Origin of the sequence: Halotalea alkalilenta DSM 17697, from assembly GCF_000621205.1 — a bacterium.
Taxonomy (GTDB): Bacteria; Pseudomonadota; Gammaproteobacteria; order Pseudomonadales; family Halomonadaceae; genus Halotalea; species Halotalea alkalilenta.
In genome coordinates this window covers 83896-103363 of record NZ_JHYY01000023.1, presented here as the reverse complement: position 1 = coordinate 103363, position 19468 = coordinate 83896, and the positions used below count along the sequence as shown (strand labels likewise).

20 protein-coding genes and 1 riboswitch are annotated in these 19468 nt (G+C 67.5%); of the genes, 12 read left to right on the top strand and 8 right to left on the bottom strand.

What is annotated here, in order from left to right; genetic code table 11:
* Positions 1-64: 64 nt before the first annotated feature.
* The gene (gene cobN, locus Q376_RS0104125; RefSeq protein ID WP_027349235.1) at positions 65-3931 is read right to left on the bottom strand and encodes a cobaltochelatase subunit CobN; all 3867 of its coding nucleotides are present in this window, start codon (positions 3929-3931) and stop codon (positions 65-67) included.
* 10 nt (positions 3932-3941) lie between these two features.
* Positions 3942-5021: a cobalamin biosynthesis protein CobW gene (gene cobW, locus Q376_RS0104120; RefSeq protein WP_027349234.1), complete on the bottom strand. Its 1080-nt coding sequence runs from the start codon at positions 5019-5021 to the stop codon at positions 3942-3944.
* A gap of 121 nt (positions 5022-5142) precedes the next feature.
* Here cobW and Q376_RS0104115 point away from each other — a divergent pair, with 121 nt between their 5' ends.
* Complete coding sequence (locus tag Q376_RS0104115) at positions 5143-6447, top strand: MFS transporter (protein ID WP_245598904.1); 1305 nt, start codon at positions 5143-5145, stop codon at positions 6445-6447.
* Here Q376_RS0104115 and Q376_RS21390 read toward each other — a convergent pair.
* Genes Q376_RS21390 through Q376_RS0104095 form a run of 4 tightly spaced genes read right to left on the bottom strand, consistent with a single transcriptional unit; the run spans position 6444 to position 10499 of the window.
* On the bottom strand, positions 6444-6845 hold the full coding sequence (locus Q376_RS21390; protein WP_043446144.1) for a cobalamin biosynthesis protein: 402 nt from the start codon (positions 6843-6845) through the stop codon (positions 6444-6446). The two genes, Q376_RS0104115 and Q376_RS21390, sit on opposite strands and share 4 nt — an antisense overlap.
* Positions 6842-8164 (bottom strand): cobyrinic acid a,c-diamide synthase CobB, encoded by a 1323-nt coding sequence (locus tag Q376_RS21385; protein ID WP_245598903.1) that lies wholly within the window; start codon positions 8162-8164, stop codon positions 6842-6844. Before Q376_RS21385 ends, Q376_RS21390 begins: the two co-directional genes overlap by 4 nt.
* Positions 8164-8772 (bottom strand): cob(I)yrinic acid a,c-diamide adenosyltransferase, encoded by a 609-nt coding sequence (cobO, locus tag Q376_RS0104100; protein ID WP_027349232.1) that lies wholly within the window; start codon positions 8770-8772, stop codon positions 8164-8166. Before cobO ends, Q376_RS21385 begins: the two co-directional genes overlap by 1 nt.
* Positions 8769-10499, bottom strand: coding sequence for an AAA family ATPase (locus tag Q376_RS0104095; protein WP_027349231.1), 1731 nt, complete (start codon positions 10497-10499; stop codon positions 8769-8771). The genes cobO and Q376_RS0104095 overlap by 4 nt, the downstream gene beginning before the upstream one ends.
* A gap of 177 nt (positions 10500-10676) precedes the next feature.
* Positions 10677-10884, bottom strand: a riboswitch (cobalamin riboswitch).
* 91 nt (positions 10885-10975) lie between these two features.
* Here Q376_RS0104095 and cobT point away from each other — a divergent pair.
* From cobT to Q376_RS0104050, 8 genes are all read left to right on the top strand, one after another.
* On the top strand, positions 10976-12064 hold the full coding sequence (gene cobT, locus Q376_RS0104085; RefSeq protein WP_043446139.1) for a nicotinate-nucleotide--dimethylbenzimidazole phosphoribosyltransferase: 1089 nt from the start codon (positions 10976-10978) through the stop codon (positions 12062-12064).
* Positions 12061-12852 carry an adenosylcobinamide-GDP ribazoletransferase gene (gene cobS, locus Q376_RS0104080; protein WP_043446136.1) on the top strand — a complete coding sequence of 264 codons (792 nt, stop codon included), beginning with the start codon at positions 12061-12063 and terminating at the stop codon, positions 12850-12852. Before cobT ends, cobS begins: the two co-directional genes overlap by 4 nt.
* Before the next feature lie 10 nt (positions 12853-12862).
* A complete protein-coding gene (gene cobU / locus Q376_RS0104075; protein WP_027349227.1) occupies positions 12863-13384 on the top strand; it encodes a bifunctional adenosylcobinamide kinase/adenosylcobinamide-phosphate guanylyltransferase in 522 nt (173 codons plus the stop codon).
* A complete protein-coding gene (locus Q376_RS21380) occupies positions 13377-14018 on the top strand; it encodes a histidine phosphatase family protein (RefSeq protein WP_052364937.1) in 642 nt (213 codons plus the stop codon). Before cobU ends, Q376_RS21380 begins: the two co-directional genes overlap by 8 nt.
* The gene (gene cbiB / locus Q376_RS0104065) at positions 14015-14944 is read left to right on the top strand and encodes an adenosylcobinamide-phosphate synthase CbiB (protein ID WP_027349226.1); all 930 of its coding nucleotides are present in this window, start codon (positions 14015-14017) and stop codon (positions 14942-14944) included. Before Q376_RS21380 ends, cbiB begins: the two co-directional genes overlap by 4 nt.
* Before the next feature lie 17 nt (positions 14945-14961).
* A complete protein-coding gene (gene bluB / locus Q376_RS0104060) occupies positions 14962-15618 on the top strand; it encodes a 5,6-dimethylbenzimidazole synthase (RefSeq protein WP_027349225.1) in 657 nt (218 codons plus the stop codon).
* Between the two features lie 99 nt (positions 15619-15717).
* A complete protein-coding gene (locus Q376_RS0104055; RefSeq protein WP_027349224.1) occupies positions 15718-16233 on the top strand; it encodes a hypothetical protein in 516 nt (171 codons plus the stop codon).
* 92 nt (positions 16234-16325) lie between these two features.
* The gene (locus Q376_RS0104050; RefSeq protein WP_052364936.1) at positions 16326-16817 is read left to right on the top strand and encodes a GNAT family N-acetyltransferase; all 492 of its coding nucleotides are present in this window, start codon (positions 16326-16328) and stop codon (positions 16815-16817) included.
* A 2-nt stretch (positions 16818-16819) separates the two neighbouring features.
* Here the strand turns inward: Q376_RS0104050 and Q376_RS0104045 are convergent, their stop codons facing one another.
* Entirely contained in the window at positions 16820-17512 is a 693-nt protein-coding gene (locus tag Q376_RS0104045) for a class I SAM-dependent methyltransferase (protein ID WP_043446132.1), read from the bottom strand.
* 212 nt (positions 17513-17724) lie between these two features.
* On the opposite strand from Q376_RS0104045, the gene Q376_RS21375 reads away from it, so the two are divergent.
* From Q376_RS21375 to Q376_RS0104030, 3 genes are all read left to right on the top strand, one after another.
* On the top strand, positions 17725-17952 hold the full coding sequence (locus Q376_RS21375; protein ID WP_043446129.1) for a DUF1737 domain-containing protein: 228 nt from the start codon (positions 17725-17727) through the stop codon (positions 17950-17952).
* A 111-nt stretch (positions 17953-18063) separates the two neighbouring features.
* Entirely contained in the window at positions 18064-18255 is a 192-nt protein-coding gene (locus tag Q376_RS0104035; RefSeq protein ID WP_027349221.1) for a YaiA family protein, read from the top strand.
* Positions 18256-18320: 65 nt separating this feature from the next.
* Positions 18321-18662, top strand: a complete 342-nt coding sequence (locus Q376_RS0104030) for a hypothetical protein (RefSeq protein ID WP_027349220.1) — start codon at positions 18321-18323, stop codon at positions 18660-18662.
* A 101-nt stretch (positions 18663-18763) separates the two neighbouring features.
* Here Q376_RS0104030 and Q376_RS0104025 read toward each other — a convergent pair whose 3' ends face one another.
* Positions 18764-19117, bottom strand: coding sequence for a hypothetical protein (locus Q376_RS0104025; RefSeq protein WP_027349219.1), 354 nt, complete (start codon positions 19115-19117; stop codon positions 18764-18766).
* Between the last annotated feature and the right edge of the window lie 351 nt (positions 19118-19468).

Genomic DNA, 19468 nt, shown 5'->3' with positions numbered 1-19468 from the left:
CGTCGGTAATTTTTTGCAACTCCAGTCTAGCGCAGGCAGCCGGCCAATGAGGAACGGACTGGGCTCAATCCATGCGCTCCTCGCTGTCGTCGATCTCGAGCAGCATCGCTTCCAGCCGCTCGCGGCGCGACGGTTCGGCCTGCCACATCCCGCGCTGCGCCGCTTCCAGCAGGCGCTCGCCGATCTCCCGGCCGGCCTGGGGGTTGTGGCTGGCGAAGAATTCGCGGTTGAGCGGCTGTTCGAGCAGCGAGTCCTGGACCAGGTCGTACTGGTAGTCGTCGACGATCCCGGTGGTGGCGTCGAAGCCGAACAGGTAGTCGACGCTGGCGGCCATCTCGAACGCGCCCTTGTAGCCGTGCCGGCGCATCGCTGCCTGCCATTTCGGGTTGAGCAGCCGTGCGCGCACCACTCGGTTCAACTCCTCCTTCAGCGCTCGTACCCGGGGCCGTGCCGGATCGGCATGGTCGCCGAAGTAGAGCGCCGGTCGGCGGCCCTGAAGGGCGTTCGCCGCCGCTGCCATGCCGCCCTGGAACTGGGCGTAGTCGCCGGAGTCGAGCAGGTCATGCTCGCGGTTGTCCTGGTTGTGCAGGATCGCGTCCAGCCCGGCGAGCCGGGTCTCGAACGCCTCGAAGTCGGCGCGGCCGTCGCTTGCGCCGTCGAGGCCCTGGCCGTAGGCGTAGCCGCCCCATTGGACGTAGGCGCCGCCGAGGTCGCGCTCGCGCTCCCAGCCGCCGCTATCGAGCAGTCCCTGAATTCCCGCGCCGTAGGCGCCCGGCATGGCGCCGAAGATGCGATAGCTGGCCCGACGCCATGCCGTCGGAGGTGATTCGCCCTGGCGCTCGAGTTCGGCGGCGCGGGTTTCGACCGCCGCCCGGATCGAATTGCCATCGCCCGGCTCCTGGTATTCGGCGAGCTTGCGTACCGCGGCGTCGAACAGGGCGATGACGTTGGGGAAGGCATCGCGGAACAGTCCCGAGACCCTGAGCGTGACGTCGACCCTCGGGCGGCCGAGCTGGAAGGCCGGGATGATCCGAAAGTCGATCAGCCGCTGGCTGCCCGCCGCCCACACCGGCTCGATCCCGATCAGCGCCATCGCCTGGGCGATGTCGTCACCGCCGGTACGCATCGTCGCGGTGCCCCATACCGAGAGGCCGAGGCTGCGTGGATAGTCGCCGTGCTCCTGCAGGTAGCGCTCGATCAGCGCATCGGCCGCCTGCTGGCCCAGCGCCCAAGCGGTCTTCGACGGGATCGCGCGGCTGTCGACGGCGTAGAAGTTGCGCCCGGTGGGCAGTACGTCGAGGCGCCCGCGGGTCGGTGCACCGCTCGGCCCAGGATCGACGAAGCGTCCGGCCAGGGCCTCGAGCAGCGCAGCGCGTTCGTTGGTCGCGCTGCGCTCGAGCGCCGGCAGCAGCGAGGCGCGGGCGAAGTCGAGCACCGCGCGAGTCCTGGGCAGCGCCGCCAGTGCCTCGCGGGCGTCCTCGCCGCCTGCTTCGAGAAGGGTGTCGACCCATTTTCGCGCCAGCGCCTCCAGACGCTCGCGGGTGTCACCGGTGGTGAGCCATGGCGAGGCCACCGCCGCGCTGAGGGCGGCGGGGCGCGGTCCCTGCCAGAGTCCCTTGGCCGGGGCCAGCGGATCGTAGTCTTCGGGCAGGCCGAGATCCCTGGCCAGCGCGTGGAGCAATCCGCATTCGGCAGCCTGAGCACCGCGCGGCAGGCGTAGCAGCGCGACCAGCGTCTCGACCAGCTGCGCGCGCGCCGGCAGTTCGCCGAGCACGTGCAGGCCGTTGCGGATCGAAGCCTCCTTGATCTCGCACAGGTAGGCGTCGAGCTCCTCGAGCAGCGCCTGGTCGTCGCCCCCGGCATCGAGGCCCAGCTCCTCGGCCAGGTGGGTCTCGCGCACCTTGGCCGCGATCAGCGTCTTGAGCCTTGCCTCACGGCGCGGATCGACTCCCAGCGCCTGGTAGTACTCATCGGCGAGTTCCTCCAGTTCGGCCAGCTCGCCATAGGTCTCGGCGCGGGCCATCGGCGGCATCAGGTGATCGATGATCACCGCCTGGGCGCGCCGCTTGGCCTGGGCGCCTTCGCCGGGATCGTTGACGATGAACGGATAGACGTGGGGCGTTGGGCCGAGAGCGATCTCCGGCCAGCAGGCGTTCGAGAGCGCCCCGCCCTTGCCGGGCAGCCACTCGAGGTTGCCGTGCTTGCCGACGTGGACCACCGCATCGGCCCGGAAGCGCTCGCGCAGCCAGAAGTAGAACGCCAGGTAGCCGTGGGGCGGCACCAGGTCGGGATCGTGGTAGAGCGCCTGCTGGTCGATGTCGAAGCCGCGCGCCGGCTGCACGCCAACGAACACGGCGCCGAATCGCCGGCCGCTGATCGTGAAGCGCCCGCTCGCGCCTTCGGCGCGAAAGCGAGGATCCTCAAAGGGCGCGCCCCAGCGTGCCAGCACCGCGCTCTGGCACTCCTGCGGCAGACGCTCGAAATGGCGCAGGTACTGCTCGAGCGGCAGGCTCTCGCTGCTTGGCCGGTAGGCGAGGCCGTCGAGCTGGTTGGTCACCGTGGCGCGCAGGTCTTCGAGCAGCGCATCGCCGTCCCCAGGGGCGCCTTCGATCGCATAGCCCGCCTGCTCGAGCCAGCGCAGCAGGTTGATCGTCGATGCAGGAGTGTCGAGACCGACGCCGTTGCCGATCCGTGCATCGCTGGACGGATAGTTGGCCAGCACCAGGGCGATGCGCTTGTCGGCGTTGTCGAGCTGGGCGAGGCGGATCCAGGCCGCGGCGAGCCGGGCGACGAAATCCGCCCGCTCGGGATCGAGGACGAAACGCACGCTGTCGATCTGGCTGCGCTCGTGGCGCTGGGCGTGGCTCTTGAACGCCACCGCCCGGGTGATGATCCGGCCGTCGAGCTCGGGCAGGGTGACCTGCATGGCGAGATCTCGCGCGCGCAGCCCGCGGGCCTGACTCGCCCACTCCTCGCGCGTGGTGCTGGCGAGCACCAGCTGGAGCACCGGCACGCGACGCGAAAAGGGGCAATGGTACTCGCTCGGCTCGACCGCGCTGGCATCGTTGACCTTCGAGCCGATCGCGAAACCGGTGGCGTTGAGGATCAGCGCGCTCCCGCTGCGTTCGAGCAGCTGGTTGAGCGTCTCCAGGCAGCCCGCCTCCTTGAGCGAGGCGACCGCCAGCGGCAGCGTATTGAGCCCGGCCCGGTCGAGCACCTCGAGCAGGGCGTCGAACATCCCGCTGTCGGCGGCCTGCAGATGGCTGCGGTAGAGCACCAGCAGTACGCTCGGGCGCTCGGCGACACCGCGCGAGCGCCACTCGGCCTGCCACTCCTCGAGCGTCGCCTCGCCTCGTCGAGGATGATAGAGCAGCGCGCGCGGCAGCACTCGCGGTTCGCGCCAGCGGCAGGCGCCGGGTTCGAGCAGCTCGGCGCGGAGGAAGTCATAGAGCGCCTGGGCGTTGAGGCGTCCGCCCTCGCGCAGGTAGCGCCAGACCCGATAGGCGCACTGCGTGCCGGCGTTGCCTGCTTCGAGCAGGCTCTGGTCTTCGTAGTCCTCCCCGGGTACCACGATCAGGCGACGCCCGGGGCGGTTCGACCACTCGATCAGCCGCTCGAGGCCGTAGCGCCAGTAGCTCTCGCCACCGAGCAGCGACACCACCACCACCTCGGTACCGTGCGGCGCTTCGGCCGAGCGGGCGTCCAGCACCTTGTCGACGTAGAGATCGAATGCGGCCGGCTTGACCAGGTTGAGCCAGTTGGCCAGGCGCAGCGTCGGGTAGTCGGCCGGCAGCGCGTCGGCGGTGTCCGCGAGCAGGCTCAGGGTGCTGTCGGCGGCGGAGAGGATCACCAGACGCGCGGGGCGCTGGTCGAGATCGACGATCCCCTCGTCGTCGCTGAATCCCCCTGGCTGGGCGGCGAAAAGATGCATGTTGGCCTCGTCAAGCCGCGGCGGGGGCGAGGTGGCGTTCGATCGCCTCGCGGTCGAGTTCGCGACCGATCACCACCAGTCGGGTGGCACGCTGCTCCTGCTCGCGCCAGGGGCGGTCGAAATGGCGCTGCAGGCGATCGCCGACGGCATGGACGACCTGGCGCATCGGCTTGCCGTTGTCGACGAAGCCTTTGACCCGGTAGATCGCATGCGCGCCGATCAGCTCGGCGAGCAGCGACTCCAGCCGCTCGGAGTCTACCCGGCCCAGCTCGATCACCAGGCCGTCGAAGTCGTCGTGGGCGTGATGGTGCTCATGGCCCTCGGCGTGATGATGATCGTGATGGGTGTGAAGCCGCTCGATCCGCGCCTCTGCTTCGAGCCCAAGCCCGGTGAGCGTCATCGGGTCGCACTCACCGTGGGCGAGGAACAGCGTCTTGACGCTGGCCGGCAGCCGCGCGGCGAGGCCATCGGCCACGCGCGCACGCGCGCGCTCGTCGAGCAGGTCGCTCTTGCTCACCACCACCAGATCGGCCGCACCGAGCTGGTCGTCGAGCAGCTCGGCGAGGGTCGGGTCATGATCGAGGCTCGTATCCGCCAGGCGCTGGGCCTCGACCCGCTGCTCGGAGTCCGCCACGCGACCCGCAGCGAAGGCGGGGCCATCGACTACCGTGATCACCGCATCGACGGTGCACGAGCGCTTGATCTCGGGCCAGTTGAAGGCCTGGACCAACGGCTTGGGCAGCGCTAGCCCCGAGGTCTCGATCAGGATGTGGTCGATTTCGTCGCGACGCTCGACCAGCTCGAGCATCACCGGCAGGAACTCTTCCTCGACGGTGCAACAGATGCAGCCGTTGGCGAGCTCGTAGATGCCACCGCGACCCGCTCGCTCCTCGGCGGCGCAGTCCTCCAGTGCGCAGCCGCGCAGCAGCTCGGCGTCGACGTCCAGTTCGCCGAACTCATTGACGATCACCGCGATGCGCTTGCCCTGAGCGCGTTTGAGCAGCCCGGAGAGCAGGGTGGTCTTGCCGCTGCCGAGAAAGCCGGTGACGACGGTAGCGGGAATCTTGGCGAGGTTCGGGGTATGGGGCATGTGGCTATCCTTGGCGAGTGAATTGATCGGGCACCGCCGATCGGCGTATGGTTAACCCAAATTTAACTATGTCGGTGAGCGACCGCTGCTGCCGCTGTTGCCGCTGATGAGAGGAGTTCCCTTGCCGCCCGCTTCGCGCTCCAAGCGCCGTGGTTCCAAACGTCCACCAGCTTCTCCCTCTATCCAGGCACAGGCCGAGCGACGGCTCGAAGACGAGTTCGGTGCGCTGGTCGAGCCGCGCTACATCGAACGTGGCACCCGCGCTTACCGGAGCACCATGCTGGCGCTGTTCTCCGCCGGTTTCGCCACTTTCGCGCTGCTCTACTGCGTGCAGCCGCTGATGCCGGTGCTGTCGGATGCCTTCGCCATCGATGCGGCGCGTTCGAGCCTGGTCCTGTCGGTCTCCACCGCGACCCTGGCGCTGGGCCTGCTGGTCACCGGGCCGATCTCGGACGCGGTGGGGCGCAAGCAGGTGATGTCGGTGTCGCTGCTCGCCGCCGCGCTGTTCACCCTGCTCGGCGCGCTGATGCCGAGCTGGGGCGGGGTACTGGCGATGCGTGCGCTGGTCGGGCTGTCGCTCGCCGGACTCGCCGCGGTGGCGATGACCTACTTGGGCGAGGAGGTTTCGCCACGCGCCCTCGGGGTATCGATGGGGCTCTACATCGGCGGTAACGCGATCGGTGGGATGAGCGGGCGACTGATCAGCGGCGTGCTGGTCGATTTCATCTCCTGGCGTGCCACCCTGATGGTGCTCGGCGGCGTATCGCTGGTCAGCGCGCTTGCCTTCATTCGCATGCTGCCGCCTTCGCGCAACTTCTCTCCCCGTCGCCTCGACCTGCGCACCCTGCAGGATGGCTTCGTCCGTCACTTCCGCGACCCTGGGCTGCCGTGGCTGTTCCTCCAGGCGTTCCTGCTGATGGGCGGCTTCGTCACCCTGTTCAACTACCTTGGCTACCGCTTGCTCGGCGCACCCTACGGCTACAGCCAGAGCGTGGTCGGGCTGATCTCGGTGGTCTATCTCTCCGGCATCTACAGTTCCGCCTGGGGCGGGGCGCTGGCCGACCGGCTCGGCCGGCCTCGGGTGTTCTGGTGGTTCGTCGCCCTGATGCTGGCAGGGCTTGCACTGACCCTGTGGACGCCGATCGTGGTGGTGTTCGCCGGTGTGCTGCTGTTCACCTTCGGTTTCTTCGCCGCTCATTCCACCGCCTCCAGCTGGGTAGGCAAGCGCGCACCGGTAGCGCGCGCTCAGGCCTCCTCGCTCTATCTGTTCAGCTACTACCTCGGCTCCTCGCTCGCCGGCACCAGCGGTGGTTTCTTCTGGCACCTCGCCGGATGGCCGGGCGTCGCCGGTTTCATCGCCGTACTGCTGTTGGTCGCCCTGCTGGTCGCCTGGTTCAAGCTGCACGCGCTGCGCGAAGGCGCCTAGCCGCACGCTTCGGCGATCGCCACCGTGGCTGCCGGGGAGCGCTGCGTTGCCAGCCTCAGCGACGGGGACTCCAGGCCACGCTCTGACAGCGAGGCCAGTGCCGCCGCTTCGGCGACGCTTGGACTGCCGAGCAGCCGCGAGGCGAGGCGTGAATGCTGGTGCACCCCGGGGGTCGCCGCCAGCCGCTCGGCCGGCCAAAGTTCGACATTCCAGCCGAAGCGCGCCGCCAGCGCATCGAGCTGGCTCGCGCCGCGCTTGGCGTCGATGCTCGCAAGCCAAGTGATCGCTTGCGATTCCAGACCCGCCGCGCCGAGCCCGGCTTCGACCAGCCGCACCAGCTCGTCGATTTCGCAGTGACGTCGAAAGCCGACGCCGAGGGCATAGCGCGTGCCGGTCATGACGGGGCGAACAGCGTGCCGATCGCCTGCGGATTGGAGGCGAAGTAAAGATGCAGGTAGCTCGCGGTCAGCCTGCCTTGGCGATAGATCGCCTCGCCCGGCGCTGGATGGCTCGGGCGGATGCCGTGAGCGATCGGTGCCGGCATGTCGTAGCTGCGCGAGCGGTGGTGGGCATGACCGCGGATCTCGCCCTCAGGCAGCGGTGCGCTCTGCATGCCTTGGCAGCCGGAGCGGTCGCGCATCTCGCCGCGTCCCGGCAGCAGGCCCGCCATCCGGTGCGTGCGCCCGTCGAGATCGCGCAGGCTGTCGAGCAGGTAGAGCATCCCGCCGCACTCGGCGAGGATCGGCTTGTCCTCGGCATGGAAGGCGCGCAGCGCCGCTGCCATCTGAGTATTGGCCGCCAGCCGCTCGGCGTGCAGTTCGGGGTAGCCGCCGGGTAGCCACAGCGCATCGGCCTTGGGCAGGGCGCCATCGACGAGCGGTGAGAAGAACGCAAGCCTTGCGCCCATCGCTTCGAGCAAGCGCAGGTTGGCGGGATAGACGAAGCTGAACGCTTGGTCGCGGGCGATCGCGATGCGCACGCCTTCGAGCAAGCGCTGCGCGGCTGGCAGTGCCTCGGGCGCGGGGAAGGAAATCGGCGTGGGCAGCTCAGCGAGGCGGCTATCGGCCATGGCGCCTGCCGCCGCAGCGATGATTCGTTCGAGATCGGGCTGCTCGTCCGGCGGCACGAGGCCCAGATGTCGGCCGGGCAGCGCCAGCGCTTCATTACGCGGCAGCGCCGCGAGCAGCGGCGTCTCGGGCGGCAGCGCCTGCTCGATCAGCGCGCGGTGGCGGTCGCTGCCGAGCTGGTTGGCGACGACTCCGGCGAGCTTCAACTCCGGGCGAAAATGGGCGAGGCCATGGGCGATGGCGGCGACGCTCTGGGCCATGCCGCGTGCGTTGATCACCGCCACCACCGGAATGCCCAGCGCGATCGCGAGGTCCGCGCTCGAGGGCGTGCCGTCGAAAAGCCCCATCGCACCCTCGATCAGAATCAGATCGGCGCTGCCGGCCGCCAGGTGCAGCGCTTCTCGACAGCGTGCCTCGCCGGTCATCCATAGATCCAGCGGTTCGACCGGGTTGCCGGCGGCGCGTTCGAGAATCAAGGGATCCAGATAGTCGGGGCCGGTCTTGAATACCCGCACTCGGCGTCCGCGCTGGCGATGCAGCCGCGCCAGCGCAGCGGTCACCGTGGTCTTGCCTTGGCCCGAGGCGAACGCCGAGATGAACAGTGCCGGGCAGCAGGGCTCTTTGCCCAAAGGACCCATCGGTTTAGCCATCAGTACTCGATCCCCGGCTGGGCCTTGACCCCGAGACGGAACGCATGACGCTCGTCGGCGACCGCGCTGATCGTGTCGGCGATCTCGGTCAGCGCGTTGGCCATGGTGCGTCCGGTGATGATCACGTTCTGCTCGCGCGGGCGCCCGCTCAGCGCGGCCGCGACCCGTCGAGCATCGAGGTGGCCGTACTTGAGCATGTAGGAGAGTTCGTCGAACACCAGGATCTGGTAGCCCGGATCTACCAGCATCCGCTCGGCGAGCTCCCAAGCCGCTTCGGCGGCTTCCCGGTCGCGGGCCAGGTCCTGGGTCTCCCAGCTGAAGCCGTGGCCCATGACGTGGAAATCGACCCGCGGATGGTCACGGAAGAACAGATGCTCTCCGGTTTCGCGTCGCCCCTTGATGAACTGGATCACTCCGCCGCGCTGGCCGTGGCCGAGCGCGCGGGCGAGGGTACCGAAGGCGGAGCTGCTCTTACCCTTGCCATTGCCCTTGAGCAGGATGAGCACGCCCCTGCTCTCCTGGGCGCGGGCGATGCGTTCGTCGACCACCCGCTTCTTCGCCGCCATCCTGGTTCGGTGGGCTTGTTGAGCCGATTGGTCGTCGCTCATTGCCTTGCTCCTCGGTCGTCACGGCCTTCATCGAGCCTTTGGTAGTCGCCGCCGAGCACTTCGGCCAGGGTTCTGGCGCGGCCGAGAAGCACCCGGCCGCGCTCGCTGTCGATCACCCGCAGCCGGCCCGGCCATCGGCGCTGGGTGGAGAAATCCTCGCGGCAGCGTCCGTCGCCGATCAGCCAGGTGTCGAGCTCGACACCTGGCAGGCGGCGGCGTCGCTGGTCGAGCATCCGCCGCCCCTCGGCGAGTGCTGCGATCAGCGGGGTGCCGCCCCTGGCTTGGCACCGTGCGAGGCGCTGAGCGAGATCGCCCGGCGCGCGACGAGCGTCGCAGATCCAGTCGAGGCGTCCGGCGCCGAAGCCGAGCACGGCGAAGCGCTGGCGCAAGCGGCGGCTGCGCCTCGCGATCCCGAGTACCCGGCCGGCGGCTGCATCGAGCGCACGATGGGAGAGCGTCGAGGCGGAAAGATCGAGCAGCACCAGGGTCTGAACCGGCGCCTGCGCGGCCGGCGCACGGCGGGCCAGGGCGCGCAGCGGCCCCGGGCCGCGATTGGCCGCCATGCTCAAGGTGGCGAACCAGTCGACCGGCCCGCGCGCAGAGGCAGCAGTGCTTCGCTTCGCGCCGCGGTAGGAATGCGGTCGCGATGGCGCGGTGGGCGCAGGCAAGCGGATATCGCCTCGCTCTGGTTGAAGATGACGCTGGGCGCTACAGCCTTCGCCATCGCCGCGCGGCGCGGCGCGCGTTCCCGAGTTGTGACCCGCGCTTGCGGGGAGCAGCGAGCTTGCGCTTCTCCCGCCGCCCGGCACGGGGGTGGAGGGTGGCGTCGAAGCCGGTGGTGGCGCGGAGGCCTCGTCGAGGCGGTGGTCGAGCACCAGCGGCTCGACCGCATCGATATCCTCCAGGGCGACCTCGAGCCGATGCGAAAGCGCCGCCTGGGCGCGTGCGGCGCGCTGCCAGGCGATGTCGGCGCGCAGCCCGTCGACCTGGGCCGCGATGCAGCGCTCGGCGATCAGCCGCTCGAGCCCTGGTGCGATGGTGACATCGGACAGCCTCGCGCGCGCCTCGAGCAGGCGCTGTTTGAGCGCGCGGGTGGCAGCGGCGTGGCGGGCGATGAAGGCTTCTGGGTCGGCCTCGAAGGCGAGGCGGGCGCGGACGATGTCGATCCGTGCCTCGACCCCGGTGTACGCCTCCATGGCCACCGACAGCCCGAAGCGGTCGCAGAGCTGCGGGCGCAGCGCGCCTTCTTCGGGGTTCATCGTCCCGATCAGTACGAAGCGCGCGGAGTGGGCGTGGCTGAGCCCGTCGCGTTCGACCCGGTTGACGTTGGAGGCGGCGACGTCGAGGAGCAGATCGACCAGTGCGTCGTCGAGCAGGTTGACCTCGTCGATGTAGAGCACGCCGCCATCGGCGGCGGCGAACAGCCCGGGCTGGAAGGCCAGCGCGCGGTCACGCAGCGCACGCTCGAGATCGAGCGAACCGGTCAGCCGCTCCGCGCTGGCGCCGAGCGGCAGGTCGACGAAGCGGGCAGTGGAGGAGGGCAGCAGATCGGCGAGCCCGCGGGCGAGGGTCGACTTCGCCACCCCGCGCGGGCCTTGGATCAGCACGCCACCGAGCCGCGGTTCGACGGTGGCGAGCAGCAGGGCGCGTTTGAGCATCTCCTGGCCGACTACCGCGACGAACGGAAAGCCAGGTGTGGGTTCGGCTGGGGCGGTGGCATCGCTCATCGGACATTGCTCGCGATCGGCCCGGCGCGCGAAGCGACGGTTGGGTGATCGCTCCGACACGGCGGGAGGGGCGACAGGCGGGCGGCGAGTGGCTTCGAACGCAGGGCGATGCGCCGTACGATCGTAGCGAGGAATGCTTCTCGGCGCGCCGCGCATCGTCCCGTGCGCATGGCAGAGCATGGATATCGTCCCAAGGCCGGTCTCCGGGCTGACGAGGCGGTGAGATGGCTCACCCGCACCATGCGCCTTCCCGTCGGCCTGACGCTCGACAGTGGCTTCGCATGGGGCACTCGATCACCGTTGCGGGGACAGCAGCGAATTCACATCGCTTTCCCGATTATCCTCGCCAGCTTCCAGGCGAGGCACCTTGGATCGGACCTATCCTAGGGTGGGGCGTCGGAGCGCGTCAATCGGGCTTGAGCTGACCGGGCGCGATTGCTATGTTCATCCGCCTTTCCCCACCCCGGGCACGCCCTATGACCTGCGAGCTTTCGTCTTCCGCCATCTCCGCCTCCTTGGTCGCACCGCTGGCGGCGCGGCTGCCCGCTGTCCGGCTCGAGGCGATCCAGGCCCGCATCGACGCCAAGACCAAGCCGCTCGGCGCGCTAGGTACGCTCGAGGAGCTGGCCCAGCGGCTGGTGGCGCTGGCCGAGCTGCGCGGTGTCACTACCGCCGAGCGGCTGGTCGCACCGAGGATGCTGGTATTCGCCGCCGACCACGGTATCGCGAGCGAAGGGGTATCGATCACTTCGAGCGCGGTGACCAGGCAGATGGTCGGCAACTTCCTGGCCGGTGGCGCCTCGGTCAATGTCTTTTGCCGGCAGGTCGGGATGGCGCTCGAGGTGGTCGACTGCGGCATCCTTGCCGCGCTGCCGCCCAGTGAGGGCTTGGTCGAGCGGCGGCTCGGCGAGGGTACCCAGGCGCTGCACCAGGCGGCGGCGATGACCCGCGAGCAGGCCTTGCTCGGGCTCGACAATGGCCGGCGGCTGGCCCTGGAGCGGGCCGAGCGGGGGATGGATCTGCTTTGCGTGGGCGAGATGGGGATCGGCAATACCACCGCCGCAGCCGCGCTGATGGCTGCGCTGACGGGGTTCGCCGTGGAGTCCTGCGTCGGTCGCGGTACCGGGGTCGATCTTCGCACCCTGCTGCGCAAGAAGCAGCTGGTGGTTCGCGCGCTGGCGCTGCACCAGGGGCCGGCGGGAGGCGATCCGCTCGAGCTGGCGGCGCGCCTGGGGGGCTTCGAGATCGTCACCATGGCTGGCGCGCTGATCGGTGCCTCCGAGAGGGCCGTACCGGTGCTGCTCGATGGCTTCGTCTCCTGTGTCGCGGCGCTCCTGGCCTGTGCGCTGGTGCCGGCGGTGCGGGACTACCTGCTGTTCGCCCACTGCTCGAGCGAGAAGGGCCACGCGCTGCTGCTCGAGTGGCTCGAAGCCAAACCATTGATGCAGCTTGGCTTGCGGATCGGCGAGGGGGCGGGGGGGGCGCTTGCGCTGCCGCTCATGCGCGCGGCACTGGCGTTCTACGATGAGATGGCCAGCTTCGAGGAAGCGGGCGTCAAGGTATGAACCTCGCTGGCATTCGCCGACGCGGTGCTGAAGAAGCGCGCCTGTTCGGCCTTGCGGTCGGCTTCCTCACTCGGCTGCCGGTGCCATGCGGGCGGGTCGACGAGGGCCAGATGGCGAGCTGTCGTCGCTACTTCGGCTTGGTGGGACTACTGCTGGGCCTGCTCGCTACTCTTTTTTATACCGTTATCTCGAATGTTTTACCGACCTGGGTGGCAGCGACGGCGACCCTGACTGCGTTGATCATCCTCACCGGAGGATTGCACGAGGACGGGCTTGCCGATACCGCCGATGGCATCGGTGGTGGATGGACCGCCGAACGCCGCCTGGAGATCATGAAAGACTCACGCCTGGGCAGCTATGGGGCGCTGGCGCTGGTCTGCGCTTTCTCGCTGCGTCTTGGCCTGCTGGTCACGCTGGCGGCCGAGCCGGGAGCGATCGCTGTCGGCTTGATCCTCGGTGCTTCGCTGAGCCGAATAGCGGCCACCTCGATGATTTCGCTGCTGCCCTATGCGCGCCTCGAGCGAAGCAAGGTGGTCGCGCTCAGCACCGCGCAATCGCGCTTCGATCTCTGCCTGCTCATCGGCAGCGGAGTACTCTTCGCGCTGCTGTTGAGTGGGTTCTTCTCGACCTTGCTGCTGCTGTTGGCGCTGGCCGCGCTGCTCGCGCTGCTGCGCGAGTGGTTCAAGCGTCGCATCGGCGGTTTCACCGGCGATACCCTGGGAGCCACCCAGCAGGGCGCTGAAATCCTCATCTACCTGGTGCTGGCGATACGGCTCGGCGGCACCTGAAGGAGTCACTATGCTCGAACTGGTGCTCGGCGGGATGCGCTCCGGCAAGAGCCTGCACGCGGAGCGGCTGGCCGCCTCGAGTGGACTGGAAGTCCACTACATCGCCACCGCGCAGGCGGGGGACGACGAGATGCGTGCGCGTATCGCAGAGCATCGCAGCCGTCGCCCGTACGGCTGGCGGCTGCACGAGGCCCCGCTGGCGCTGGCCGAGACGATCGAGCGCGAAGCGAGCGAGACCCGGCTGCTGCTGGTCGATTGCCTCACTCTCTGGGTCGGTAACCAACTGTTGGCGGCGCCGGAGCAGCTCGAGGAGCGCAGCGCCGCGCTGGTCGCGTCGCTCGCCGGTGCGCCTGGCCGAATCCTGGTGGTATCCAACGAGGTCGGTCAAGGGGGCGTGCCGATGAACGCGCTGGCGCGTCGATTCGCTGACCTGAGCGGTCTCCTCCACCAGCGGATCGCCGAGCGGGCGGAGCGCGTCTGGTGGGTGGTGGCGGGGCTGCCGCAGTGCCTCAAGGGGTGCCCGGATGCATAGCCGCGAGATGGTGATCGACTGCCTGAGACACGGCGCCTGCGAGGGGGCTTCGAGTCTGCGCGGTCGCACCGATGTGGCGCTCAGCCCGCAGGGGCGGGTCGAGTTCGAGCGGGCGGCGCTTCGCTTGCGGCCACCCGATCGTCTGGTGAGCTCACCGCTGGAGCGCTGCCGCGAGAGCGCCGAGCGGCTGTCGCAGCGCTGGGCGCTGCCGCTGGAAATCGACCAGGAGCTCGAGGAGATCGACTTCGGCGCCTGGGACGGGGTGCCGCTCGAGCGCCTCGCCCGCGAACATCCCAAGGAGCTGGCCGCGTTCTGGGCCGACCCCGAGGCTTCGCCGCCGCCGGGAGGGGAACCGGTGTCCGCGTTTCGCAGCCGCATCGAGCGTGCTTGGCAGCGCTTGGTTTCTCCGCCCTGCGAGCGGGTGATGGTGATCACCCATGCTGGGGTGATCAAGGGGTGGCTTGTGGCGCACCTCGGGCTGCCCGGACTCGACGCCGCCCGGCTGGCGACGCTGGGACTCGATTACGCCGGGCTCGTGCGCTTCCGGGTCGGCGTGGATCATGCGTGCCCCCATCGACAGTGGGTCAGGCTCGAGCACTTCGGCGCTCCCCAAGGCGTGGAGGAGGGGCCGTGACCGCGCTGGCGGCGCTGCTGCTAGGTTGTCTGCTCGACCGTTTGTGCGGCGAGACGCGGCGCTGGCACCCGCTGATTGGCCTGGGGCGTTGGGTCGGCCTGATCGAGGCACGCGCGCATGGCGAGCGCCATGCGCGCGCCAGGGGCCTGCTGGCCTGGGTCGCGGTGGTAGCGGGCCCTGTGGCGCTGGCGGTAGTGCTCCAGGCTGCGCTGGAGGGGACGCTGCTCTATGTGCTGGTGGCGGCGCTGGTGGTCTACCTGTCGATCGGCTGGCACAGCCTGATCGAACATGCAGGCCAAGTGGCCGAGCCGCTGCGCCATGGCGAACTCGACCAGGCGCGTGGGGCGCTTGCGATGATCGTCAGTCGTGACACCGCCGAACTCGACGAGACCGGCATCGCTACCGCGGCCACCGAGTCGGTGCTCGAGAACGGCAGCGATGCGATCTACGCCGCGCTTTTCTGGTTCGCCGTGCTGGGGCTGCCGGGCGTGGTGCTGTATCGCTGCGCCAATACCCTGGATGCGATGTGGGGCTACAAGAACCCTCGCTATCGGCGGTTCGGCTGGGCCGCGGCGCGTATCGACGACCTGCTCAACTGGATCCCGGCGCGTCTGACGGTATTCGCCTATGCCTGTGCGAGCGGCAGTGCGAGGGCCGCGCGGCTCGCCCTCGCCTGCGCCTGGCGCCAGGGGCGCCGCTGGAAGAGCCCGAACGCGGGGCCGGTGATGGCTGCCGGTGCCGGTGCGCTCGAGCTGCGTCTCGGTGGGCCGAGCCGCTATCATGGCGTGCTCCAGCAACGCGGCGAGCTTGGCCAGGGGCGCCCCGCCAAGGCCGCCGACATCCTGCGTGCGTGCCGTCTGATCGATCGCGCGCTGGTCTTTTGGCTGGTGCTGCTCAGCGCCGCGCTGCTGCTCGCCGGAGCTTAACCACCAGGAGAATGCCGATGGAGTCCGGTTTCGATCCAGCCGAACGTCGCGGGGTCTACAGAGCGATCGAGGAGCGGCGCGATATGCGTCATTTCCTTTCCAAACCGATCGATGAAGCGCTGCTGGCACGGTTGATCAACGCGGCTCACCTCGCGCCCAGCGTCGGCTACATGCAGCCTTGGCGGTTCGTGCGGATTCGCGATGGCGCGCGCCGTGCCGCGCTCGCCGCGCTGGTCGACCGCGAGCGCGAGGCGACTGCCGAGGCGCTTGGCGAACGCGGCGCCGAGTTCATGCGGCTCAAGGTCGAAGGTATCAGAGAGTGCGCCGAGGTGCTGGTGGTCGCGCTCGGCGCTGATCGCGAGCGCTACGTGTTCGGCCGGCGCACGCTGCCACAGATGGATCTCGCGTCTGCCAGCTGCGCGATCCAGAACCTCTGGCTTGCCGCGCGCGCGGAGGGGCTCGGCATGGGCTGGGTATCGCTGTTCGAACCGGACGCTGTGCGTGACCTGATCCAGGCGCCTGCGGGAGTCGAGCCGATCGCGATCCTCTGTCTTGGCCATGTCGAGCGCTTCTATCCCGGGCCGATGCTCGAGCTCGAGGGGTGGGACCGCCGTCGGTCGCTGGACGAGGTGGTAATGGAGGATCGTTGGGACGAAATCGACGCGAGTCGGTGAGAATCGAAATAGTTGTCTATATTGGCTTAGGTATTGAAACGCTGCTGGAATGTGGCGCCATCATAACCGTGGAGACCACGGATCACGCAGGAGGATGTGATGCTCAAACCAACCAAAACGATTCTCGCCGCCGCGATGGCAGGCTCCCTCGCTGTGCTCTCAGGCTGCTCCAGTACGCCCGAAGTGCAGGATCCGAACGCGCAGGCGATTGGACAGATCGAGCCCGCGGCCTACGAGAACACTTCGGTCGGCTATACCCTGACCTATCCGAAGAGCTGGGGCACCCAGGTCCAGCCGGAGGATACCCTGGAATGGAACGGCAAGCCGTTGCCGGCCGAGAACGTGGTGGTGTTCAATTACCAGCCGCAGCAGGCGAATGCCCAACCCGAGCCGCTGCTGGTGCTTGCGGTATACAGTCGCGACCAGCTTGAGAAGCTGGTCACCGAAGTGGGCGGGGACTTCGTCCAGCCGATCGTGCTGGGGACCAAGGAAGACAAGGTGCTTACCGCCTATCAGCGCGGCGCCAATCCCTATCCTCCGGCATCCACCGATGGGCAGCAGTTCGCCGCGAGACTGCTCAGCCCCGAGCAGCTGCAGAGCGCGATCAGCTGGTAGCGCGACAGATAGTCTCGTCGTGACGATGCCCCGCCGAGGCGGGGCATCGCTGTTTTTGGCTCTAGCGACGAACCAGCAAGAGGATGAATGGGATGAGTCATGCGCCGTGGCGGGTGTCGTCTTTCGACGGGTTGACTACCGAGTGGCTCTACGCGCTGCTGCGGCTGCGCGCCGAGGTATTCGTCGTCGAGCAGGCCTGCGCCTTTCTCGATCTCGATGGACGTGACACCGAGCCGGATACACTGCACCTGATGGGATTCGACCAGCATGGCGAGCTGGTGCGCTACGCCCGCCTGCTAGGCCCACGGGAAGATAGCGGCGCCAGTGGAGAAGTAGCGATCGGCCGCGTCGTCTGCGCTCGGGCGGCGCGGGGCAATGGCCAAGGGCATGGACTGATCGCCCGCGCGGTGGAGGAGATGGCCGAGCGCTGGCCGGGGAGAGTGATCAAGCTCTCGGCCCAGGCGCATCTGCAAGGGTTCTATGCCGCCCACGGCTTCGTAGCACAGGGGGAGACCTATCTCGAGGATGGAATCCCCCACGTCGACATGCGACGCCCGCCATCCGGCGGGGCGCCTATGTCCTAGCGTCAGTCGTTGGGCAGTTGAACCAGGGTGAAAAGGCCGAACGGCGGAATCGGCGTGCGGGTCGCCGTGCGCAGATCCTCCTCCGAGAGGATCGACTCCATCGCGAAGTCCGGGTGCCAACCCAGCTTGCGCGACGCTGGCGCAAGCGCTCTCTCGGCCAGCAACCGCGCACCTTTCTCGGCCTGGAAATGGTTGACCATCAAGAGCCAACCACCGGGTTTGACCACTCTGCGCATCTCGCTGATCAGTCGATGCGGATTGGGCACCACGGACGCGACGAACATCGCGACGGCGATGTCGAACGAACCCGAGTCGAAGCCGGTCTCCTCGGCGTTGAGCTCGAGCAGCGCGTCGACATTGGCGATCCCATGCTCGGCGACCCGTGCGCGAGCCTTGGCGAGCATTTCAGGAGAGAGATCGATACCGGTGATGCGCTTGTTTTGCGCGTAGTGGGGAAGGGCGAGGCCGGTACCCACGCCCACCTCGAGCACCCGCTTGCCAGGGAGGGCATTGACTGCCTCGACCGCGCGGCGCCGGCCAGGGCCTGAGACGCCGCCGAAGACCCGGTCATAAACCCCGGCCCAGCGCCGGTAGGCAGAGATGATGGAAGCGTTGTCGAGCGCGGAATGCGGCGCATGTCGGTCGGATTTGGAATTGGAATAATCGATCTTCTTCGAATTTCGCATATCGTCCATGTCATCATCTGGTCAGAAAGGGCGAGAGCGGAGGGCGAAGGGCAGAGCAGCCCCTGACGCCTTGGCGTAGACTACTAGGTTAACAGCTGGTGGAGATGAAATCGGTGATTTTCCTTGTTGCTTGCACACTCGTCACGGCTGCAAACGAGGCTCGACCGAGCCTCCCGCTTGCGAAATAACCCAGCCACCCATTTTTTTCCAGGAGTAGAGAAATGGCTAGCGATTCCGAGAGATCGAATGAGCAGAGGCTCGATTACATGCTTCTCACCTCGATCAACAAAGATGAATTGAACCGCAAAGTCAGCCAGGCCCTGCGTGACGGATACAAACTGCACGGCTCGCCGGTGATCAATCTGTCGAACAACAAGAACATCTATTTCGCCCAAGCAGTGATATGGACGAACTCGTCCGACTCTTTTCATCAAGAACCAAGTTTTTGAGGCTGTCCATAGGGTATCGGTCGTACCCTTTCTGCGACATTCGCACCAGTGTCTATACTCCTCTCTGAGAGGTATCGGAAGCCGCAGAACCCAGATGAAAGGAGCTCTATCATGCCAGACAATCCCGGTTATCCACGTGAGGCAGAAGTCGTCGAAGTGAAGAAGGGCGACTCATCGCAGGGAGTGGTGAGCTTCGAGCTGCGTGGCGTCGTCCCCGATGCCGGCCTGCTTCTGAGCGAGCATCCATCGATGGAAGAGGCACTCGAGGCGAAGCGACGCTACGAAGACGAGTCATTGGAATAGCCGCGCGGCATGGTCGATCGTCAGGCGGATGTTCCTTACAGGTGCGAAAAACGAGGAGCCGAATCATGGATGACAGGCGTGGTCGCCCGAGTCGAGGCCGAGACGAAGATGAAGACGAAGGTGTCGATGCTCACGTAGATGCGAGCGCAAGGGATATCGAGGCGCTCGATCCGGACAGGTCCGATGGCAATGCCAGCAGCGAGCATGCGTCCGATCTCCCCGACGAGTTCGACGATTACGTCGAGCTCGTGCAGGAGCGTGGGTTGGACGAAGACGAACGCGCACTGGAGGAAAAAGAGCGCTACCTCGAGCAGCGAACAGAAACCACCGATGCCGACGAAGAGGGCATCGAGGCCAACATCAAACGGCTGGACTTCGAAGACGACGACGAGCAGGGGCAGCGATAGCGCCGTCGCTAACCTCGCAGCGGGCGACCGCCTCAGGGTATCGAAGCTCGCTGCGTGCTTCGACTCGGTCGCGAGGCCTATCGGCCGCGGCTGCAGCGCTGCTATTCGGTCGCGCAGGACCTGACCACGCCAATGATTCCGAAGTCGTCCCCATACCGCTGTCTCAATAGCTGAATGCTCTTGCCCCGGGCCTCCGGCAGCGACCTGGCGATCGTTGCGATCGAATAGACCTTGCGCGGGTCTCCGGAATGGCGGACGTATTCGCAGGTGTACTGGTGCGCACGCAGCGACACCGAGTGCTGGAGCCGGTAGGCGGGCCAGCATAGCACCACCGTACAGAACTCCCAGCGCGCAGCCCGCTGAACGTGGCCAGCGAAGGTCCAGGCCGAGGCGTGCAGCAGCCCGGTGAACAGATAGGCAAGGACCAGGAGGGCGACGAGCGAGGGTAGAAGCATCGGGAGCCGCCGGTTCGAAACTTTGAAGCGCTCGACGTTAGGCACCTTTGGAGCGCATTTCAAGCATTAGATCGCATCCATCGTCGATTGCTCGGCGATTGGCTCGACCACCGCTGGAGCGCCCGGGCCACTTGATCTTGATAAGAAAACCTAATGATTGGATTAATAGATCATTTTTGACGATAAAGGCCGTGTCCGGTAGCGCTTTACACCAGTTTCAATCTATACAACTCGATGACCGGCCTCTTACAGTGGTTACAGATGAGGCGAAGGATGCTGAAAGGGCATCAAGGACGATGCCAGGGAATCTGGTTCAGGCCAACGAGCATACCGTGGAAAGGGAATCCCCTT

What these genes read in the sequence shown, in the direction of transcription:
- cobN (WP_027349235.1), bottom strand. Translation starts at nt 3,931, where the DNA reads ATGCATCTTTTCGCCGCCCAGCCAGGGGGATTCAGCGACGACGAGGGG.
- Q376_RS21385 (WP_245598903.1), bottom strand. Translation starts at nt 8,164, where the DNA reads ATGGCTAAACCGATGGGTCCTTTGGGCAAAGAGCCCTGCTGCCCGGCA.
- cobW (WP_027349234.1), bottom strand. Translation starts at nt 5,021, where the DNA reads ATGCCCCATACCCCGAACCTCGCCAAGATTCCCGCTACCGTCGTCACC.
- cobU (WP_027349227.1), top strand. Translation starts at nt 12,863, where the DNA reads ATGCTCGAACTGGTGCTCGGCGGGATGCGCTCCGGCAAGAGCCTGCAC.
- Q376_RS0104030 (WP_027349220.1), top strand. Translation starts at nt 18,321, where the DNA reads ATGGATGACAGGCGTGGTCGCCCGAGTCGAGGCCGAGACGAAGATGAA.
- Q376_RS21375 (WP_043446129.1), top strand. Translation starts at nt 17,725, where the DNA reads ATGGCTAGCGATTCCGAGAGATCGAATGAGCAGAGGCTCGATTACATG.
- cobO (WP_027349232.1), bottom strand. Translation starts at nt 8,772, where the DNA reads ATGAGCGACGACCAATCGGCTCAACAAGCCCACCGAACCAGGATGGCG.
- bluB (WP_027349225.1), top strand. Translation starts at nt 14,962, where the DNA reads ATGGAGTCCGGTTTCGATCCAGCCGAACGTCGCGGGGTCTACAGAGCG.
- cobT (WP_043446139.1), top strand. Translation starts at nt 10,976, where the DNA reads ATGACCTGCGAGCTTTCGTCTTCCGCCATCTCCGCCTCCTTGGTCGCA.
- Q376_RS0104025 (WP_027349219.1), bottom strand. Translation starts at nt 19,117, where the DNA reads ATGCTTCTACCCTCGCTCGTCGCCCTCCTGGTCCTTGCCTATCTGTTC.
- cobS (WP_043446136.1), top strand. Translation starts at nt 12,061, where the DNA reads ATGAACCTCGCTGGCATTCGCCGACGCGGTGCTGAAGAAGCGCGCCTG.
- Q376_RS0104035 (WP_027349221.1), top strand. Translation starts at nt 18,064, where the DNA reads ATGCCAGACAATCCCGGTTATCCACGTGAGGCAGAAGTCGTCGAAGTG.
- Q376_RS0104095 (WP_027349231.1), bottom strand. Translation starts at nt 10,499, where the DNA reads ATGAGCGATGCCACCGCCCCAGCCGAACCCACACCTGGCTTTCCGTTC.
- Q376_RS0104055 (WP_027349224.1), top strand. Translation starts at nt 15,718, where the DNA reads ATGCTCAAACCAACCAAAACGATTCTCGCCGCCGCGATGGCAGGCTCC.
- Q376_RS21380 (WP_052364937.1), top strand. Translation starts at nt 13,377, where the DNA reads ATGCATAGCCGCGAGATGGTGATCGACTGCCTGAGACACGGCGCCTGC.
- Q376_RS21390 (WP_043446144.1), bottom strand. Translation starts at nt 6,845, where the DNA reads ATGACCGGCACGCGCTATGCCCTCGGCGTCGGCTTTCGACGTCACTGC.
- Q376_RS0104050 (WP_052364936.1), top strand. Translation starts at nt 16,326, where the DNA reads ATGAGTCATGCGCCGTGGCGGGTGTCGTCTTTCGACGGGTTGACTACC.
- Q376_RS0104045 (WP_043446132.1), bottom strand. Translation starts at nt 17,512, where the DNA reads ATGGACGATATGCGAAATTCGAAGAAGATCGATTATTCCAATTCCAAA.